General features: G+C 44.2%; 17 protein-coding genes and 1 pseudogene. 2 read left to right on the top strand and 16 right to left on the bottom strand.

All coding sequences use genetic code 11. From position 1 onward, the window contains the following. Positions 1-25: 25 nt before the first annotated feature. The 5 genes from BLT91_RS17380 to BLT91_RS17360 form a co-directional block, all read right to left on the bottom strand. Positions 26-904 carry a carbohydrate ABC transporter permease gene (locus BLT91_RS17380; RefSeq protein ID WP_175532366.1) on the bottom strand — a complete coding sequence of 293 codons (879 nt, stop codon included), beginning with the start codon at positions 902-904 and terminating at the stop codon, positions 26-28. 12 nt (positions 905-916) lie between these two features. Next, complete coding sequence (locus BLT91_RS17375) at positions 917-1,852, bottom strand: ABC transporter permease (RefSeq protein ID WP_175532365.1); 936 nt, start codon at positions 1,850-1,852, stop codon at positions 917-919. Between the two features lie 81 nt (positions 1,853-1,933). Beyond that, positions 1,934-3,631, bottom strand: coding sequence for a type 2 periplasmic-binding domain-containing protein (locus tag BLT91_RS17370; protein WP_090823164.1), 1,698 nt, complete (start codon positions 3,629-3,631; stop codon positions 1,934-1,936). 137 nt (positions 3,632-3,768) lie between these two features. After that, on the bottom strand, positions 3,769-5,445 hold the full coding sequence (locus BLT91_RS17365) for a response regulator transcription factor (protein WP_090823162.1): 1,677 nt from the start codon (positions 5,443-5,445) through the stop codon (positions 3,769-3,771). 8 nt (positions 5,446-5,453) lie between these two features. Then, on the bottom strand, positions 5,454-7,226 hold the full coding sequence (locus BLT91_RS17360) for a histidine kinase (RefSeq protein ID WP_090823159.1): 1,773 nt from the start codon (positions 7,224-7,226) through the stop codon (positions 5,454-5,456). Between the two features lie 253 nt (positions 7,227-7,479). Between BLT91_RS17360 and BLT91_RS17355 the strand changes: the two genes are divergently transcribed. After that, the gene (locus BLT91_RS17355) at positions 7,480-8,259 is read left to right on the top strand and encodes a phytanoyl-CoA dioxygenase family protein (RefSeq protein WP_090823157.1); all 780 of its coding nucleotides are present in this window, start codon (positions 7,480-7,482) and stop codon (positions 8,257-8,259) included. Positions 8,260-8,284: 25 nt separating this feature from the next. Here the strand turns inward: BLT91_RS17355 and BLT91_RS17350 are convergent, their stop codons facing one another. From BLT91_RS17350 to rbsK, 4 genes are read right to left on the bottom strand one after another with little or no spacing between them, the layout of a single operon-like run. Next, positions 8,285-9,172: a helix-turn-helix domain-containing protein gene (locus tag BLT91_RS17350; protein ID WP_090823156.1), complete on the bottom strand. Its 888-nt coding sequence runs from the start codon at positions 9,170-9,172 to the stop codon at positions 8,285-8,287. Then, a complete protein-coding gene (locus BLT91_RS17345; RefSeq protein WP_090823154.1) occupies positions 9,169-10,083 on the bottom strand; it encodes a nucleoside hydrolase in 915 nt (304 codons plus the stop codon). Before BLT91_RS17345 ends, BLT91_RS17350 begins: the two co-directional genes overlap by 4 nt. Positions 10,084-10,117: 34 nt before the next feature. Continuing rightward, a complete protein-coding gene (gene rbsD / locus BLT91_RS17340) occupies positions 10,118-10,519 on the bottom strand; it encodes a D-ribose pyranase (protein WP_090823152.1) in 402 nt (133 codons plus the stop codon). Continuing rightward, on the bottom strand, positions 10,516-11,424 hold the full coding sequence (rbsK, locus tag BLT91_RS17335; RefSeq protein WP_090823150.1) for a ribokinase: 909 nt from the start codon (positions 11,422-11,424) through the stop codon (positions 10,516-10,518). The genes rbsD and rbsK overlap by 4 nt, the downstream gene beginning before the upstream one ends. 155 nt (positions 11,425-11,579) lie before the next feature. Between rbsK and BLT91_RS17330 the strand changes: the two genes are divergently transcribed. Continuing rightward, entirely contained in the window at positions 11,580-12,353 is a 774-nt protein-coding gene (locus tag BLT91_RS17330) for a helix-turn-helix transcriptional regulator (protein WP_090823147.1), read from the top strand. Between the two features lie 213 nt (positions 12,354-12,566). On the opposite strand, the pseudogene tnpA reads toward BLT91_RS17330, so the two are convergent. From tnpA to BLT91_RS33905, 7 genes and pseudogenes are all read right to left on the bottom strand, one after another. Further along, positions 12,567-13,024: pseudogene (gene tnpA / locus BLT91_RS17325) on the bottom strand (IS200/IS605 family transposase). 481 nt (positions 13,025-13,505) lie between these two features. Continuing rightward, entirely contained in the window at positions 13,506-14,147 is a 642-nt protein-coding gene (locus tag BLT91_RS17320) for a hypothetical protein (RefSeq protein ID WP_090823145.1), read from the bottom strand. A 119-nt stretch (positions 14,148-14,266) separates the two neighbouring features. After that, a complete protein-coding gene (locus BLT91_RS17315; protein ID WP_217635237.1) occupies positions 14,267-14,557 on the bottom strand; it encodes a hypothetical protein in 291 nt (96 codons plus the stop codon). A 31-nt stretch (positions 14,558-14,588) separates the two neighbouring features. Next, positions 14,589-15,065: a hypothetical protein gene (locus BLT91_RS17310; RefSeq protein WP_090823141.1), complete on the bottom strand. Its 477-nt coding sequence runs from the start codon at positions 15,063-15,065 to the stop codon at positions 14,589-14,591. A 49-nt stretch (positions 15,066-15,114) separates the two neighbouring features. Next, on the bottom strand, positions 15,115-15,450 hold the full coding sequence (locus BLT91_RS17305; protein ID WP_090823137.1) for a hypothetical protein: 336 nt from the start codon (positions 15,448-15,450) through the stop codon (positions 15,115-15,117). After that, positions 15,447-15,674, bottom strand: a complete 228-nt coding sequence (locus BLT91_RS17300) for a hypothetical protein (protein WP_090823135.1) — start codon at positions 15,672-15,674, stop codon at positions 15,447-15,449. Before BLT91_RS17300 ends, BLT91_RS17305 begins: the two co-directional genes overlap by 4 nt. After that, positions 15,655-15,891: a DUF6884 domain-containing protein gene (locus BLT91_RS33905; RefSeq protein ID WP_090823133.1), complete on the bottom strand. Its 237-nt coding sequence runs from the start codon at positions 15,889-15,891 to the stop codon at positions 15,655-15,657. Before BLT91_RS33905 ends, BLT91_RS17300 begins: the two co-directional genes overlap by 20 nt. Positions 15,892-15,957 lie beyond the last annotated feature (66 nt).

The following is a 15,957-nucleotide window of genomic DNA, read 5'->3' as shown; positions in this document are numbered from 1 at the left end:
CATGTTATAGATCGCCTAACACTTCCTACCCCTTAAGTGAGCCGACCATAATACCTGTCACAAAATAACGCTGCATAAACGGATACAGACCAAGAATCGGCAGTGTGCTGATCATAATAGCGGCCATCCGCACCGTTTGGACACTGAACTGCTTTTTAATTTGAGGCGGAACGAACGGAGAACTGGCTGTCAGTACGTCGGCCTCTTTGATCAATTTCATGAGATACAGTTGGAGCGGCATCAGCTTCTGGCTGTTCGTAAAGAGCATCGCATCAAAGAACGAATTCCAATGCCAAACCGCATTCCATAAGCCTACAGTTGCTAATATCGGCGTTGACAATGGAATGAATAGCGCCCAGAATATGCGAAAATCGCCGGCTCCGTCCATCGTTGCAGATTCGTGAATGTCTTCTGGAATCTCTCGAAAAAAACCTTGGAAAATAATCATGTTGAACACGGAGAACACGCTAGGAATGATAAACACCCAGAAAGAGTCTAGGAGGTTCAAATATTTCAACAGAATGAAATAGGGAATCAAACCTCCATTGAAAAAGAGCGTAATAAGATGGATCCAATAATATCCATTTCGACCGATTAAATATTTACGGGACATCGCATATGCAACCATAGCTGTAAACAAAATGCTGGTTATCGTGCCAATACCCGTACGCAAAAGCGAGACGATGATGCTGGAGATGAGGCGGTCATCGCGGAAAACGATCATATAGCTGGCCAAGCTGAATTGTCTTGGAAAGAAATAAACGCCTCCTCTCATGTAATCATTCCCATCGTTGAAGGAGCCGGCTATTACATAAATGATGGGGTATAAGGTCAGCAAGCAAAATAAAGTTAACAATGAATAATTCACAATGGTGAACAGGTCCCAGCGCTTGGCGCCTACCATGAACATCTCTCCTTAGAAAAGGCCTCGGCCTGCGATTTTCTTGCTTGTGTAATGACCGGAAATTAGCAGCAACAAGGCAATTAGCGATTTGAAGACACCGACCGCAGTCGTATAGGAGAACCTCATTTCCTTAATGCCAACGCGATAAACGAAGGTGTCAATGACTTCACTTCTTTCCAAATTCAAAGGAGATTGAAAAATCCAGATTTGATCGAAGGACGAATTTAACAGGTTGCCAATGGATAAAAGGAAGAAGATTAGAATCGTTCCCGAAATAGACGGGAGCGTGACATTCCAAATTTTGTTAAATCGCCCCGCCCCATCGATTGTCGCTGCCTCAAATAGGGTCGTATCAATCGATGTAATAGCTGCCAAATAAATGATCGAGCCCCATCCTAGACCTTTCAGAAGCGAAGTCACAATAATTAACCCCCAAATATGGTTCGGGTCGCCCAGAAAATCGAATGGCTTATGAAGAAATCCAAGCTTTATTAGGAGCGGATTTACGACTCCGCTATCTTGCGAAACTAACGTGATAATAATACCGCCAAACACGATCCACGATAGAAAATGCGGTAAGTAAGAAAGCGATTGCACAAACTTTTTCAGCTTGGTATGGAATACTTCACTGATCATAATGGCAAAAATAATTGGCGCTGGAAAATTGATGAGCAGTTGAAGCAAGTTAAGACCTACGGTGTTCTTCAAAATGTCAGCAAATCGATCATCGTGGAAAAATTCTTTAAAAAAGGTTAATCCAACCCAAGGGGCATGGATAAGGTCGTGTATAACGCTAAATGAATGATCCATATCCTTAAACGCCATCACAATTCCGACCATAGGGATATAAGCAAATACAAGAATGAAGATAATGCCGCACCAAGCCATGGCTTGAATTTGCCACTGGGACAACAATCGCGCGACAATTCCTGCTCTTTGCAACCTCATGGTTTCCCCTCCTCTCATCCTCAAAGCAAGGCACTCAGCAGCTGAAGCAGCAACTGCATGCCTTGCTTTATCATCTAATATCTATTTCTTCGCATTTCCAGGCCAACCATACTCAGTGCCCAGACGTTTTTTCGTCGCTTGGTACATCTCTTGGTTAAACGTATTCAGTTTATCCCAACCGGCATCTTTCATCTTAGCAATAGCATCATCATAAGCTTGACGGCTTTTTGCTTCAGAATCCGCTAGAATCATCTTAGGCAGCAAACGACCCCACAACAGATCTAGCTTGTTCTTCAGATCCGTCATCTCGTTATATTTCACATTCTCCGGATCGAACTTCGGATTTGCCGCATTGAAATCATAACTGAATGGCAATAAAGGCTTTTTGATATCTTGCATATAAATATCTTCAGGCTTTGTAGGCTTGGCATACATATCTTTCACAGTCAACCAATCCTGCTGGAGGTTAAAGCCGATTCCCATGCCAACTCCATATTTCTTCGCCGATTCGCCAGATGCAAGACCTTTATCAAATTCCTCTGTCTTCTGGAAAGTGCCGTCCGCGCTCTTCGTATACGTCTTGCCTTCGAAGCCGAATTCAGTCATGTATTGGCCTTCTTTGCTGTTCAGGAATGCGATTAATTTCGTGATACGGTCGGCATACTTCGTATTTTTGTTAACGGAAGTTAACAGCCAGCCATAGCCCCGTAGATCCTGGAGATACAGTTCCTCGCCTTTATTATTGCGAAGAGCGAACGCTTGATATTGCGCCTTATTATCCGCTCTATACAATGTACGGTATTGAGCATCGAAATCCTGATTAGCTGTAAGCATAGCGAATACTTTACCGCTGGCTACCTTCTCGTTGATCTGATCGCGCTTATCCGTAAAGTTATCTTGCGAGATTAGGCCCTTGCGGTACGCTTCGTTCAGAAATTTAATTCCTGCATAGTAGTTCTCTTGAAAGCGGACATCTAAAAAATTGCCATTCTTATCTTCAAAAGGAGTGGAGAAATATTGTTGCAGCCAGTTAATCGAGCCTGAACCTTTATCCGTAAACTCATACAATTGCAGCGGAATGAGAGGCTTGCCATCGTACGTTTTCACTTCGTTTTTGACTCGTTCAAGGACATTCATAAATTTGTCTGCTGTGGAGATATCCGGGTTTCCTAATTTCTCCAAAATATCTTTGCGCAGCGTAAAGCCGCTGTTCGGCTCAAGCTTCTCTCCCGGCTTCATTTCGAACTTGGAGTAAGCATAATTTGGCAAACCATAGAAATGTCCGTCACTTTGCCGATACCAATCGGCCACGTCCTTGTAGACCTTGTCTTTGAACTCTGGCGTGTACTTCTCGATCAATTGATCCATTGACGCGAGAGAACCGCTTTTGAACAACTTGTAACCCGGATCATCCTTCCAGCCTTCATATGTAATAATATCGGGAAGCGTATTGGATGCAATCATAGCGGCCATTTTCTGCCCGTCGTCAGCTGCCGGTGTGATGAAGTTAATGTCTAAACCGAACTTATCTCTAATAAGTTTAGAAAATTCATCTTTGCCTAAATCGCCTTGATATTTCCACCAGGAAAGATCGACATACCAATCAACTTTCACAGGATCTGCCTTTTTGTCCCCGACTGGTGTGGTCGTTGTCGTCGCAACGTTATCCGTACTAGGCTTGCTCGTGCTGGAAATTGCAGGTGACTTACTGCAGCCCGCTAACAAGCCTGAGAGTACTAGTACTGAGCATGCAATTGTCGTCATACGCATTTTCTTCATAAATTTCAGACCTCCTGTGTATTTCACTGTTAATGGGAAACGGGAAATAATTCATTTGCCAGGAGAGCCGGCCTCTCTCTTACCTTTATTCTAGGATGGAAGGCATGCTGATATCTACTTCAATCTGTTTACTGTTTTTACTGCCTTCTATTTACTTCTAGTTCACGGAACTCCTGCGGGGTAAGTCTTGTCGCCCTTTTAAAGAAACGGTAAAAATAATGCTCCGAAAGAAAACCTACCATTTTCGAAACGTCATTTATTTTATATTGCGGTTGAATCAATAGCTCCTTCGCCCGATTCAGCCTGGCGTCCAAAATCGTTTCGGACAAGCCCTGGCCGGCCTTTTGTTTATACAAACGCGACAAGTAAGATGGATTATGTCCTATCTCTTGTGCAATCGTCTTGAGTGTCAAGTCTCCTCCTAAGTTGCGCTGAATGTAGTGATTAACTTGGTAAACAATTTCTTCCTCTCCGTTAGCAGTGGCCGCAGATTTGTGTTCGAACAACACTTCGGCCAAATGGAAAAGCTGCATTTCGGTTTGTTTCCAGTTTGCCAACGATTCCGGCCTTAGCAGATTTTGGATATCGGTAACATAGGACTTAGGCTCTTCTTTGAGCGACAGATTTTCCATAAAGCTGAGCATAATTGAGGATACCGTGCTTGCGATTTGCAAGGCCATGACCGAATTTGAAGAGGAGGATGCTTTGTGCCCGGTCTCCATTAACATTTGAAGAATACTGAAAAATTCCGTACCTTCATTATTTTCCAAATAATAATTAAGCAGTTCGTACTGCTTCAGCACCTCTTGGGTATGGATGCGTTCCACAGCTGCGCCCCCTGAGGCCACGGCATTATCCGCTTCAACGATGAGAAGCTGCTTCTTCATGCCAAACTCAAAATAATGGCTCAGCTTCTCATACGCCGATCGTAAATCCATCCATGCTACGGCTTCCCGGCTAATGGTTACAGAAATCGGCAAGTGCAGCAAATCAACACACGTCGATTGGATACTCTCAAACGAACCGTAAATGAAATGTTGCGTCATCCGCCATAGGTGGTCGTGAACAACTTGATGCGGATGCCAATCATCCGATTTAGGCTGGATCAGCCAGATCATTTTGGATCTCTCGTATACAAATGATGAGTGAATCGTAGATAAATCCAAATGTTCCTGCGCGATATTTTGTACGCCATATTGCAGCAGTGATTTATCGTAGAAGCTGAAATCTCGGCTCCATTCATCTATTCGGACAACAGCGACAAAAACTGGCTTCTTAGCCGACAAAGGGATACAAAGATCCGAGAACTGCTTCTCCATCGTACGGTAGGCATAGCTATCCCCCAGTATAAGATTGCTGAAATATTCGCGTCTTAACGCATCCGCCGCTTGCTGAATTTTTTGTTTAGCCTGCATGATAATATTTTGCGTTTCCGTATCGGATTGCAGTTGTAGCGTTGCCTGCCGGACAGCTTCAACGATGACCTCGTCTCCTTCCGTCTTTAAGATGTAGTTGGAAGAGCCTACTCGCATCGCTTCCTGAGCATAATTAAAATCATCATAACCAGACAGAAAAATGACCTTGCAGCGCGGCCAACGGCTGACAATCACTTTCTGCAGTTCCAACCCGCTCATACCTGGCATACGGATATCGGTGATCACGATGTCAATCTTGGTACTCATCAGACACTTGAGCCCTTCGGATGAAGAATAAGCACCCAGCACTTCCAGATCTAGCTCTTTCTCATGGCGAAATAGTTCTACTAGCCCATCAACGACGTATTCTTCATTGTCCACAATCAGTAAACGATACATAGTTTTCCTTATGCCTCCCTATTAGATGGATGAAGAGGGACGCGAACCGTAACTAACACACCGCCCAGCGCGCTGCGAGTGACATGCAGGCCAAACAGCTTGCCAAAGCTTAGCTGCAATCTCCGGTGCACATTGATGATCCCTGTGGTCTCCATCCCTATCTCTGTAGAATTCAATCGTTCGCTCAATGCAGCCAGCTCATCGCCCGTCAAGCCTTTACCATTCTCCTCAATGTGAATTTCGAAAGCCTCTTCTTTTATCAAACAACGAATATGCAAAATGCCTTGCTCCGCATGTTCCTCCAAGCCATATTCAAATGCATTTTCCACAATCGGCTGTAAAATTAATTTAGGCACTAAGAGCTGACTTGCTTCCTTCGGCAAATCGTCCAATTCGACATGCAGCCTCCGCCCGAAACGAATCGTCTGTATGGAAATATAGTAGCGGATATGCTCCATCTCCTGCTCCAAAGCCACTTCATCCTTGGAATTGCGTGTAATATAGCGGAAATAGGACCCGAGATGACGGGTAATTGCTTTAGCGTTATCGATGTCCTCAAATTGCAAAATCCGGTTCAATAAGAAGAAAATATTGTATAGGAAATGGGGATTGATCTGGGACTGCAATTGCTTCAACTCCGCTCGATTCGAGCGCAGTTCTTGCTCGTACACGTCTTGGATCAGTTGCTTCAACCGTTGTGTCATATTGTTAAATTGCTCATACAAGTATCGGAACTCGTCCTTTCTCTTATACGAAAGTACTAGTTGAAATTCCCCTTTCTCAAGTCTCCGGAATGCACTCGTCAGTCGGTACATCGGTTGGTGAATAAGTCGGTAGATCCAAAGCGAGAAAAATAAGATAACCCCCGTAGAGGTCACCGCCAGAATCCAAAATACGCGCTTGTACCAATCCAGCGGACCCAGCACTTGGGACTCTGGCACGTACACCATCAGGGTACCATTCAATAATTCTGAGTATTCATAAGCAAAATAATAGGATGTCTTGTTGAGCTCGAAACGCCCGACTCCGCTTTTCTGTCCAGGTGCGGCATTCCTTTGAAGCAAGCCCAGCATTTCCTTTGCCTTGATTCCTTGCTCTGGAGGAACACCCAGCGACCAATTGCCGCTGTTATCAAAAATGATCGCTTCCCCGTCATTGTATTGTGAAATTTGTTTTAAAGAGGACTCCATGTTTTTGGTCGAAAGAACAACCTCCAGCCACGCATCTGGAGGGTGGTCGTTCAACATATACTTGGGATAGCTGTCTCCCAGAATCAATTCATTGTTTACCGGTGCGACAGTTCCATTCTTGCTACGCAGTTGCTCCAATACGGCAATCTCATCCGAAGGCAGACTGCGGTCGATTATCTCATCCTGGATGTTCAAATTCAACTCCGGTATAAACAACTTCAGTTCTTGCACGAATAAGCTGGAATCGCGAAACTGTCTAAGCTTTTCTTGAATCGTGATCATACTCGTCCTTTGCTCACTGAAAGGAAGAATTTGGTGAAACATTATCAGATTCTGAACATCCTCGTCGACCATGTACCGCTGTTTCATGCGGATGATCCTCTCCAAGTCAGTCTCAAATGTACTTAAATAAAAATGGACGCGCGAATTCATGGATGTCGAGATATCTTTACGAATCGTAGCTTCACTCGAAATATTCATCATGAAGCTAATAACGAGAATAGGAATCAAAGCTAGTAAGAACGTAGCAACAAGCTTCTGAAAAATAGTAAATTCAGTTAGAAACACTCTATATTTTGTAAGCGTTTTCAAATATATGCATCTCCTTGTAGTATATAAAAAGAATGGATAATGAATTCCTTCATAGCGATTAATGCTATTGTACGAGGTTATTTCCTTTTCTTCTAGTCTTTTTTGTTTACTTGTATACTGTCTTTTGTTTACCTCAGCCGGAGTCAAACCGGAGTCTAAATTTTATCCAATAAGTTTGCTTAAAAGTCCAAGATATTGCTATCCGTCCAGTGATATAACCTAGATATCACAGATAAAAGGAGAGCTGAATCACATGAATGTAACGATCACCGAGGAGCAAATCGCATTTTACCGGGAAAATGGTTTTGTTCAAATCGACAACATCATCACGCCAGAAGAGATGGAGGAACTTCGCCAATATGCGGATGAAGCCATTTTGGAGGAACATTCTCATTCCCAACAGCCAGACAAAGAAAACCGTGGATACTTTCGTGTGCTGAATCAACGATTCAACACATGGCGTGATCATGGAGGGATGGCCAAATTCTCATTACATTCACGATTTGCTGATACTGCCCGACAACTCTCCGGTCAGCCTGGGGTCCGATTGTTCCACGACCATCTACTATTTAAGATGCCAGGAGATTCCAAACCAACACCATGGCATCAGGATCTTCCCTACTGGCCAATGAACGAATCCGGCGCACTATCGATGTGGCTTCCGCTCGACGATGTCAACGAGGATAACGGCTGCATGATGTTCGTACCGAAGTCACACAAAATCGGCAAGCTGCAAGCCATCGATCTCATTGAGCCACAAGATATTTATGAGTTCGTCCATGGAGAAGAACAAGAAACACGACAGAAGCCGGTTATTGTCCGAATGAAGTCAGGTTCCTGCACGTTCCATGACGGACTAACGTTCCACTACGCCCATTCGAATACAACCGATAAACCACGCCGGGTGTTGGCTGTCATCTACATGCCTGATGGAATAACATACAGCGGTAAGCCGCACATTCTCGCCGATTACGCCAGAGGACTAGATGTAGGCAAGCCAATTTCAGGACCACTGTTTCCGAAGCTTGCTTAGCAAAATGAGAAAAGGGCTGATGAGCTTACTCATCAACCCTTTTCTTGCGGTATTGGACGGGGGGCATCCCCATCTTTTTTCGAAATATCCGATAGAAATAGCTCAGATCGTCGTACCCCGCTTCCTGTGCAACTTCCAGAATCGTTTTTTCCGTTTTATGAAGCAGTCTGCAGGCCTCTTGCAGCTGGAGCTCCTGCTTGTAACTCAGGAAGCTTCTCCCCGTAAATCGCTTAAATTTTTGTGCAAAGGATGAGGGACTCATCCCACACATTCGGCTGAATTGCTTGAGCTGCAGCGGTTGGGTATATTGCTGCTTCAGCATGGCGACAACCAAATTGATCCAATCCTGATTTTGCTGAGATTGATCCCTTTCCGCTTCTTGCACTTGCATTAGGTCGCGACTAACTAAAACAAACATCTCGATCAGCTGTGTCCTAAGCAACAGCTCGAATCCAGGCTTCCGATGCTTATGTTCTTGCTCCATGGTTTGCAGCTTCGCTTCCAGCTGCATCCTAGAGGTGCCGGCCACATTCGTATACGGATAAAAAGATGACGTCATTCGCAAGAATGGCGCCAAGTAGAAAAATTTCATAAATTCCGGAATTTCGCTCAACCTGGAAAGCTCGTGATGCAGGCATTCACGCTGAAACATCACATTGTAAACCTTCGTTTCCTGATCTGTGCCCTGAAAGCTATGCCCCATCCCTGGCTCAAGCACGAACAAATCCCCAGGCTTCAGTTGATAGACAACCCCCATCATTTCATGGCTGGCATCCCCCTCAAGGACATACATGAGCTCATGAAAGGAATGTGAATGGCTTGGGATCTTCTCCCCTTTACCAATCGTATACTGATCAATGAACAATGGAAACGAAGCTCTCCGGAAGAAATCACTGTCCGTATAGATCTTCATTCCAGTCTCTGGAATAAATCTCGAAACACGTGATCACGCTGGATATGGTAAATGTAGCGAATAAAATGACGCGAGGCGTCGAAGCTCCAATGGAATTGTTCAGAGAGAATCGGGCTTGCCACAAGCGAGTTCGCGCACCACGAATCATTCTGCAAGTAAGCAATTGTCGCGATGTCCCATATGACACGCGAGTAGGCGAAATGATCGTTGCAGCAGCCTTCATAGGTTTCGAACAAATACTTCCCAATGGCTCCACGTTTATATACGTAATCGCGAAGCTCTGACAATGTCGTTTGTAAATGGGTAGCAACTCCCATGCAGGGAATGAGCACTAGCGGCACACCACAATCTAAGATAATACGCGAAGCATGCAAATCCTGAATAAGATTGAATTCTTTCGTATCCGGCCAATGCAAGGCGTTGCCTCCGAGCCAAATAACGACGATCTTCTCGATAATGCGCGGTTCCATGAGAATGGCTGAGGCCACGTTCGTAATTGCACCGATCGCGACAACATACAGTGGATCTTCCTCGCTGGAAGCCATCGCACGTTCAACGAGATTGCGCGCAGCCTCGCTTTCAACAGGCGTTTCCGGTCCTGGAAGGTACGCTTCTGAGCCGCGATAGATCGGAATGCCTTCCGCTTCAGGCAGTAGAGCGGTAATTTTCTTTAATTCGCGATAGCTCTTTTCCATGCCGTCTTGTGGTCCTGTGGACAGCTCGTTAAAGAAGGGCGCAGCATAGAAAGCCTCAATTTGTAGTCGTTCTGGCGACTTCAGCGCATACACGACTGCGAACTGGTCGTCGATTTCGTTGAAAGTGTCGGTATCAAGTACCATTCTTATACGGCCTTGCGGGTAGGTAAGCCGTCGAAGACGTTTTTCTTCAGTAAGCTTTGGATAGTTAATCATATAAAATTCCTCCTGTAGATAGGTTATGTTGGTTTTACAAGGGGAAAGTAACTCCTGCTTGTAAAATAATGTTAGAATATGCTGTGCATTCTCCCGTACGAATAATTGCCGCTGCGAATCTTGCGCGATCCTTAAACTCGGCATGCGGCACGGATTCCGAGCTTGCGCCCGGGAACATGGCGACTGCCTCTTCGATAAGACTAGAGCAATAATGAGCGGATTCGGCTGCGCAAGTCAGTTTCTCCACTGCCAATTCTTTCTCCACTTCTTGCAACACGTCCAAAATACTGGGGAATCCAGACCTGAGCGAGAGGTCGATCCGATGAACGTTCGGTGGAATCGGATACCCGGAATCGACAATAACCAACGTATCCGTATGACCCATCGCAGCGATCACTTTTGCGATTTCACTGTTGATAATACCCATTTTTTTCATAGCCTGGACACCTCCTCCATGGTCGGCATTCCTGCCTGCGCGCCTAAGCGTGTAACCGATATGGATGCTGCTTTCACCGCTGTATCCACTGCATCAAGGATGTCCCCTCCTCCGGCGAGTGAAAAACATAAGGCGGCATTAAATGCATCACCTGCTCCTGTCGTATCGACTACGTGTACACTCCTCGTCGGTACGGTATGAAGCACTCCGTCCTTAATCAGCGATGCTCCTTTCTCCCCCCGAGTCACAATCACCCTCGGACCGTTTTGTTCCCATCGCAGCATTCCCTGTTGCAGCTCAACATCACTGCCATAAGAAGCCCCGCTCAGCAGTTCGAATTCCGTCTCATTCGGAGTCAATACATCTGTAAGGTCCAGAATCTCTTTTGGCAGCCGCACCGCTGGAGCTGGGTTGAGGACGGTGATGACGCCGGCGCTTCGTGCGATGCGTAGGGCGGTTTGAACGGAGTCGAGCGGTATTTCCAACTGCACAAGTAGCACGTCCGCCTCGCGAATCTTTGCTTCACAATGGACAACTAGCTCTGGTGTGCATTGTCCATTTGCACCCGCAACGACGACGATACAATTGTCCTGCGGAGTATGGAAAATCGTGGCCGTCCCCGTAGAGTAATCATCCAGCCGCACAATCGAATCCGTACAGATGCCTGTCGTCTCCAATTTTATAAGCAACTCATCTCCGAAGCTGTCTTTGCCAACAGCACCGATCAATAACACTTGAGCGCCAAGCTTGGCGCAACCGACAGCTTGGTTCGCCCCCTTGCCTCCGGGAATGATATGCATTTCATGACCGTTCACGGTTTCTCCGATTCTCGGCATTCGCTGCATGGAGACGACGAGGTCCATGTTCAGGCTGCCAACGACAGTAATTCTTTTTTGTCCCTTCATTGAAAATCACTCCATTATGTTCTATGATTTGGTTATACGAAAAAGTGCTCTTGACTTCGTTCCTATTGTAGCTTGAATGCGGTGCAAAATAATTTAATGATGTGGTCATTTTTTTATACGATGTGGTGATTTGTGCAAAGGGGTGATAGTTGCGGATGCTGGCGCAAACGGATTTTATTTTTGATGCAGTTCGGCCTAAAGACAGCTATATTTCGATGCACAAGCATAACTGCTTTGAGCTTGTTTACTATCAATCAGGCAGCGGCATATCGAAGGTTGGTCCTATTGAGTATCGTTACTCTCCCCATACGTATGCCATCATCCGCCCTGGTACACAGCACGATGAACGACGCTTTGAAGAGACAGACGTACTGTGTGTAGGTTTTCGTGTTGACGATACGCATCGTTTACCTACGTTGTACGAGGGGTTGTTCAAGGACGATAACAAGCATACGCTAGAGGGAATATTAGGGATCATGAAAGAGGAAATGCAGGAAAAAAAGCCTCTATACGCCGTCAAACTCGATTTGTGCATCAGTGAAGCACTCGTCGAACACATGCGCAATGTAGAGACTTTAGATCCTGCAAGACAGGAAGACAATCTGATGTTCGCCATTAATTATATGGATGAGCATTACAATGAAATCATTCGCGTCGAAACACTATCTGCCATGGCAGGTTACAGCTACCATCACTTTCGGCATTTGTTTAAGCAAAAATTTGGCGTCTCGCCAATCACTTATATTATGAACAAACGAATCGAGAATGCGATTCGAATGCTGCGATACACTGACAAGTCTATTACTTCAATCGCAATGAATTCTGGGTTTTCAAATGATGCGCAATTCTGCTCCATTTTCAAACGGGAAGTAGGCGAATCTCCTCGTTCATACCGTATTCGTTACCAAGAAAATAGTTTAAACAAATAAATTGTCCCAATCAATATACACAAAAGCAATATTTATGATTGGCATAAAAGATATAAGAACGCGTAGCGTATTTGTTGTTCTGCAATTTCTATGCATCTTTCAATCGGAGTATGCAGATACTACTCACCACTTTTTTCGACCAACTTATTACCAATGAATTCTCCCCGCAGCAAGCTGCGGGGTATCTTTTCTTCCCCAAATCGCTTCGCTCGCTTAGAACAAGGTCAACTGCTCCCCATCAACTTTTTGGTGCAACTTTATAAAATCTCTTCTACTCCTTGATTCTTCACATAATTTCTTATCGTTGCTTCACTGCCAAACTGACTGACCGTATTGACAAAATAGACATCAGACCAAAACTGCCCACCCCATAATTTCTTTTTTACTTCTGGATGACGGGCAAATATTTCTCTCGCTGTTATGCTCTTGATCGTTTGTATTATTTTTGTTGAACTGTAGCTTGGTACCGAATGTATCAGAAAATGCACATGGTTTTTATCTGTACCAATCTCCAAAAATTCGATCTCATATCGCTTGGATATTTCGATACAAATTTCTTTCATCGTTTCATCGACTTCTTTACTGATCACCGTTCTTCTGTACTTGGCTGGACAGACAAAATGATACATGAGCACTGAAACGTTGTGTGATTTATGTATATACTTACTCAAATCACAGCGTCTCCTTCTGATTTTTTCTTATGTGCTTATAGTTCAAATCTAAGCTACTACTACTGTCGCAGCAAGCTGCGGGGAATTGGACCCACAGAGATTAAAATATGCGTTCACCCAATGGAGTGAACGCAGCTGCTGCTGACTAAGGACAACATCTTGGTAGCCAAGAAGATCATTTTATATACTTCAGAACTGTATTTGTCACTTCAAGACATTGTTTGTTACTTCAAAACTTTATTGTTTACTTCAACCGGGGTGCCAAGAGCGCCTAATATATTAAAAAGATCAAATCCCGCCGCCAAATAAAACAACCCCTCTCTTTTACCAAATACCACTTTACCATTGGATTTGAACAGGAATCTATGATAAAGTCTAAGACTTTATTTTCTGTGGACATAATCGCCGGCGCCTAATTACTTCAAGACCTTATTTGTTACTTCTAAATATTATTGTCAACTTCAAAACAATGTTTGTCACTTCAAAACTTAACGTCTTCTGGTTTGTCGTGCAACAAAAACAATTCGTCATATTCATTCTTCGTGATCATCAAGAGCGACATCTTATCGAATCGTCTGCGGCTAAAACAGGGATCGTTGTAAACCTCTAAAATGTTATCCTCTTCTCGGTGTCTGTCCGGATCATGGAAGAAAATCCATCCTTCTTCACCAGTTTCTGCATCCACGTTTAAATAATATCGATGTTCTCGGTTCTCTTCCCAAACGACGTAACCGGCACCGATCGGGTAGACATGAAGCGTTACGCCATTAACGTTGATATCGACTGGATAATGAATATCACAATCCTTTTCACCGTCCAAGCTAACCCAGTAGGCATCAATGGATTCATCGTACCGAAATTTAAAATCCTCAGTTTCGAGAAGCTGAATGACACGGTCCGATTCAGCACGGGTAAAGAAGGGTGAATATTCTACATCGTTCGTAAAGCCGGTAATGAACCCGTTATAAGCAATAGGAGTCTGTGTTCGAAACATCCCCATTCGGAATTGAACGGAAGGATGACTTCGATCGTCCCTTTGTTCGACCTCTTCGACTAAGTTAGATACCGCCGCTTTTTGAGTGCTATCCTTGAACTGCTTGTTCATCGTCCATTTTTTGTCCATTATAGGTTCCTCCTTAAATTAGCCCCCCTGCAAATAGCGTGCAGGGGGGCATTAAAATCGCTCCCCTCCACGCAGGGGTGGAGGACCTTATTTCTTATATCTGTTATCAGCTAATTCATTCAGATCTTTCGTTCTATTTCGACTTCTTGACGGATGCGAAACCAAAATAACTTTGTTCTCTCAAGGCTGAACTTCACGCTTTGACCGCCAATAGTGGAGTTCCCAGCTTTCCAAAGGGAGATACTATTAACATCATCATATAGCAAGTTATACCCGTTACGAGTATAACTTGCCTTTAGCCGTTGTAATTCGTCATAGCCAGATTTTTTAGTATATAAGCCCGACGGATAGTTATTTCCTTTAAGATTCATCACGATCTTCTCCTTCATAGATGGCTTATTATTTTTCATGCCACAATAATATTTTGCATCTGGCAGCTGCTTAACATTTGATACAAAAATCCTCTGTGCTTCTGTAAACACTGATTTCTACGGCGAGCTTCATTTTAATACACTCCGAAAGGGTTGCCTCGTCTTGTATAGCAATACATTCCGTCCGCTTGTACTTGAAATCATAGACCCAATGACGCTTGCGATAACGAAAGATCGCTAATAATGTGTATCCATCCTTGATGCAGCGTTTGAAGGTTTTTTCGTGATTGGATAATTCTTGTAGCTCAAGAATAAAGACTTCAATAGACTCAACGATAGGGGGATTGGCCATAAAATAGTCCTGAATCCGCTCCCCCAACATAGCCTTTTTCTTCTCAATAATATGAATCGAGACGAGGTTACTTGATTGATCAAAAAGAGAATGCCCCGCCTTTTCCCCATCGATCTCTATAGTCGAGCGAGATTGGTACACGGTACCAGGTACCTTTCTTCTAGCCCGTAGCCTGATTCCATTAATCATTGCCACATCGATCAACCACCTAAAAAATAATAAAGACAGCCTTAGAGCTGCCTTCTCATTCGAATCGAACTTCAATCTGTGTAGGATCAATCCCATGATCAGCTGCCAGAAGCTGTGTTGTAGCCTCTTCTTCTCCTGGAAAAGCCTCCAACCAAGTAACTGCACAATATTTCTTACCGCTTTCTTTATTATAGAACGCCATCCATTCTGGGATTATAATTGCCCCCTTATTGGATGCTCCTATACAGATATTCCCGGTAAAAGCAGGCTCCTCTTTACAATACTTTCGGGCAATGGATATCGACAGCTCCTTCGCCTCAGTTAAGGTAGCAACAGGTATTGCTGCCGAAGTCCATCCAAGCTCTTTATCATACTCATATACATTAATCACAGAACTTCCTCCCTACGATCCAGTAATGTTCGATTGCCAATGATATAGTCCATCTGATTACATATTACTTGGCCCCTACAGACAATCCGCCAACCTTTATAATGCTGCAGATGCATATCAGCATAAAAAAGCGCTTCTTCAATGGTCGAGAAATACTTTTTTAGTACCTCGAGCGGATCAGCTGGCCATTTCCACCATGTGTACTCAAGCTTGCATGCTTGCATATACTTTCCTCCTCCGTGCGTTTGCCTCTCCTGGTATAAGGTTCGAGCTCATCATTTGGATGGACAAGTCCGTTAAAGCACTCAAGATCATCCACCGGCCATGACGTTCGGAGGCATATCTGCTCGCTTTCCTAAACAAATCACCCGTATATAAATCTCGTGCTTTCATTTTTGTGGTTGCTTTACTCTTGCTACAACTAACAAGTCCTAGTTCCACTTCGAATCATCTCCTTAGACATAATAAAAAGCGCTTCAATTGAGCGCTTTCCTTCAATAGTATTGT

This window comes from Paenibacillus sp. yr247 (genome assembly GCF_900103825.1).
Lineage (GTDB): Bacteria > Bacillota > Bacilli > Paenibacillales > NBRC-103111 > Paenibacillus_E.
This window is presented reverse-complemented; position numbering and strand designations above follow the sequence as displayed.

Bases quoted from the DNA above. Each gene is read 5' to 3' on its own strand.
- BLT91_RS17380 (WP_175532366.1), bottom strand. From the start codon at position 904: ATGGTAGGCGCCAAGCGCTGGGACCTGTTCACCATTGTGAATTATTCA.
- BLT91_RS17375 (WP_175532365.1), bottom strand. From the start codon at position 1,852: ATGAGGTTGCAAAGAGCAGGAATTGTCGCGCGATTGTTGTCCCAGTGG.
- BLT91_RS17370 (WP_090823164.1), bottom strand. From the start codon at position 3,631: ATGAAGAAAATGCGTATGACGACAATTGCATGCTCAGTACTAGTACTC.
- BLT91_RS17365 (WP_090823162.1), bottom strand. From the start codon at position 5,445: ATGTATCGTTTACTGATTGTGGACAATGAAGAATACGTCGTTGATGGG.
- BLT91_RS17355 (WP_090823157.1), top strand. From the start codon at position 7,480: ATGAATGTAACGATCACCGAGGAGCAAATCGCATTTTACCGGGAAAAT.
- BLT91_RS17350 (WP_090823156.1), bottom strand. From the start codon at position 9,172: ATGAAGATCTATACGGACAGTGATTTCTTCCGGAGAGCTTCGTTTCCA.
- BLT91_RS17345 (WP_090823154.1), bottom strand. From the start codon at position 10,083: ATGATTAACTATCCAAAGCTTACTGAAGAAAAACGTCTTCGACGGCTT.
- rbsD (WP_090823152.1), bottom strand. From the start codon at position 10,519: ATGAAAAAAATGGGTATTATCAACAGTGAAATCGCAAAAGTGATCGCT.
- rbsK (WP_090823150.1), bottom strand. From the start codon at position 11,424: ATGAAGGGACAAAAAAGAATTACTGTCGTTGGCAGCCTGAACATGGAC.
- BLT91_RS17330 (WP_090823147.1), top strand. From the start codon at position 11,580: ATGCTGGCGCAAACGGATTTTATTTTTGATGCAGTTCGGCCTAAAGAC.
- BLT91_RS17320 (WP_090823145.1), bottom strand. From the start codon at position 14,147: ATGGACAAAAAATGGACGATGAACAAGCAGTTCAAGGATAGCACTCAA.
- BLT91_RS17315 (WP_217635237.1), bottom strand. From the start codon at position 14,557: ATGAAAAATAATAAGCCATCTATGAAGGAGAAGATCGTGATGAATCTT.
- BLT91_RS17300 (WP_090823135.1), bottom strand. From the start codon at position 15,674: ATGCAAGCATGCAAGCTTGAGTACACATGGTGGAAATGGCCAGCTGAT.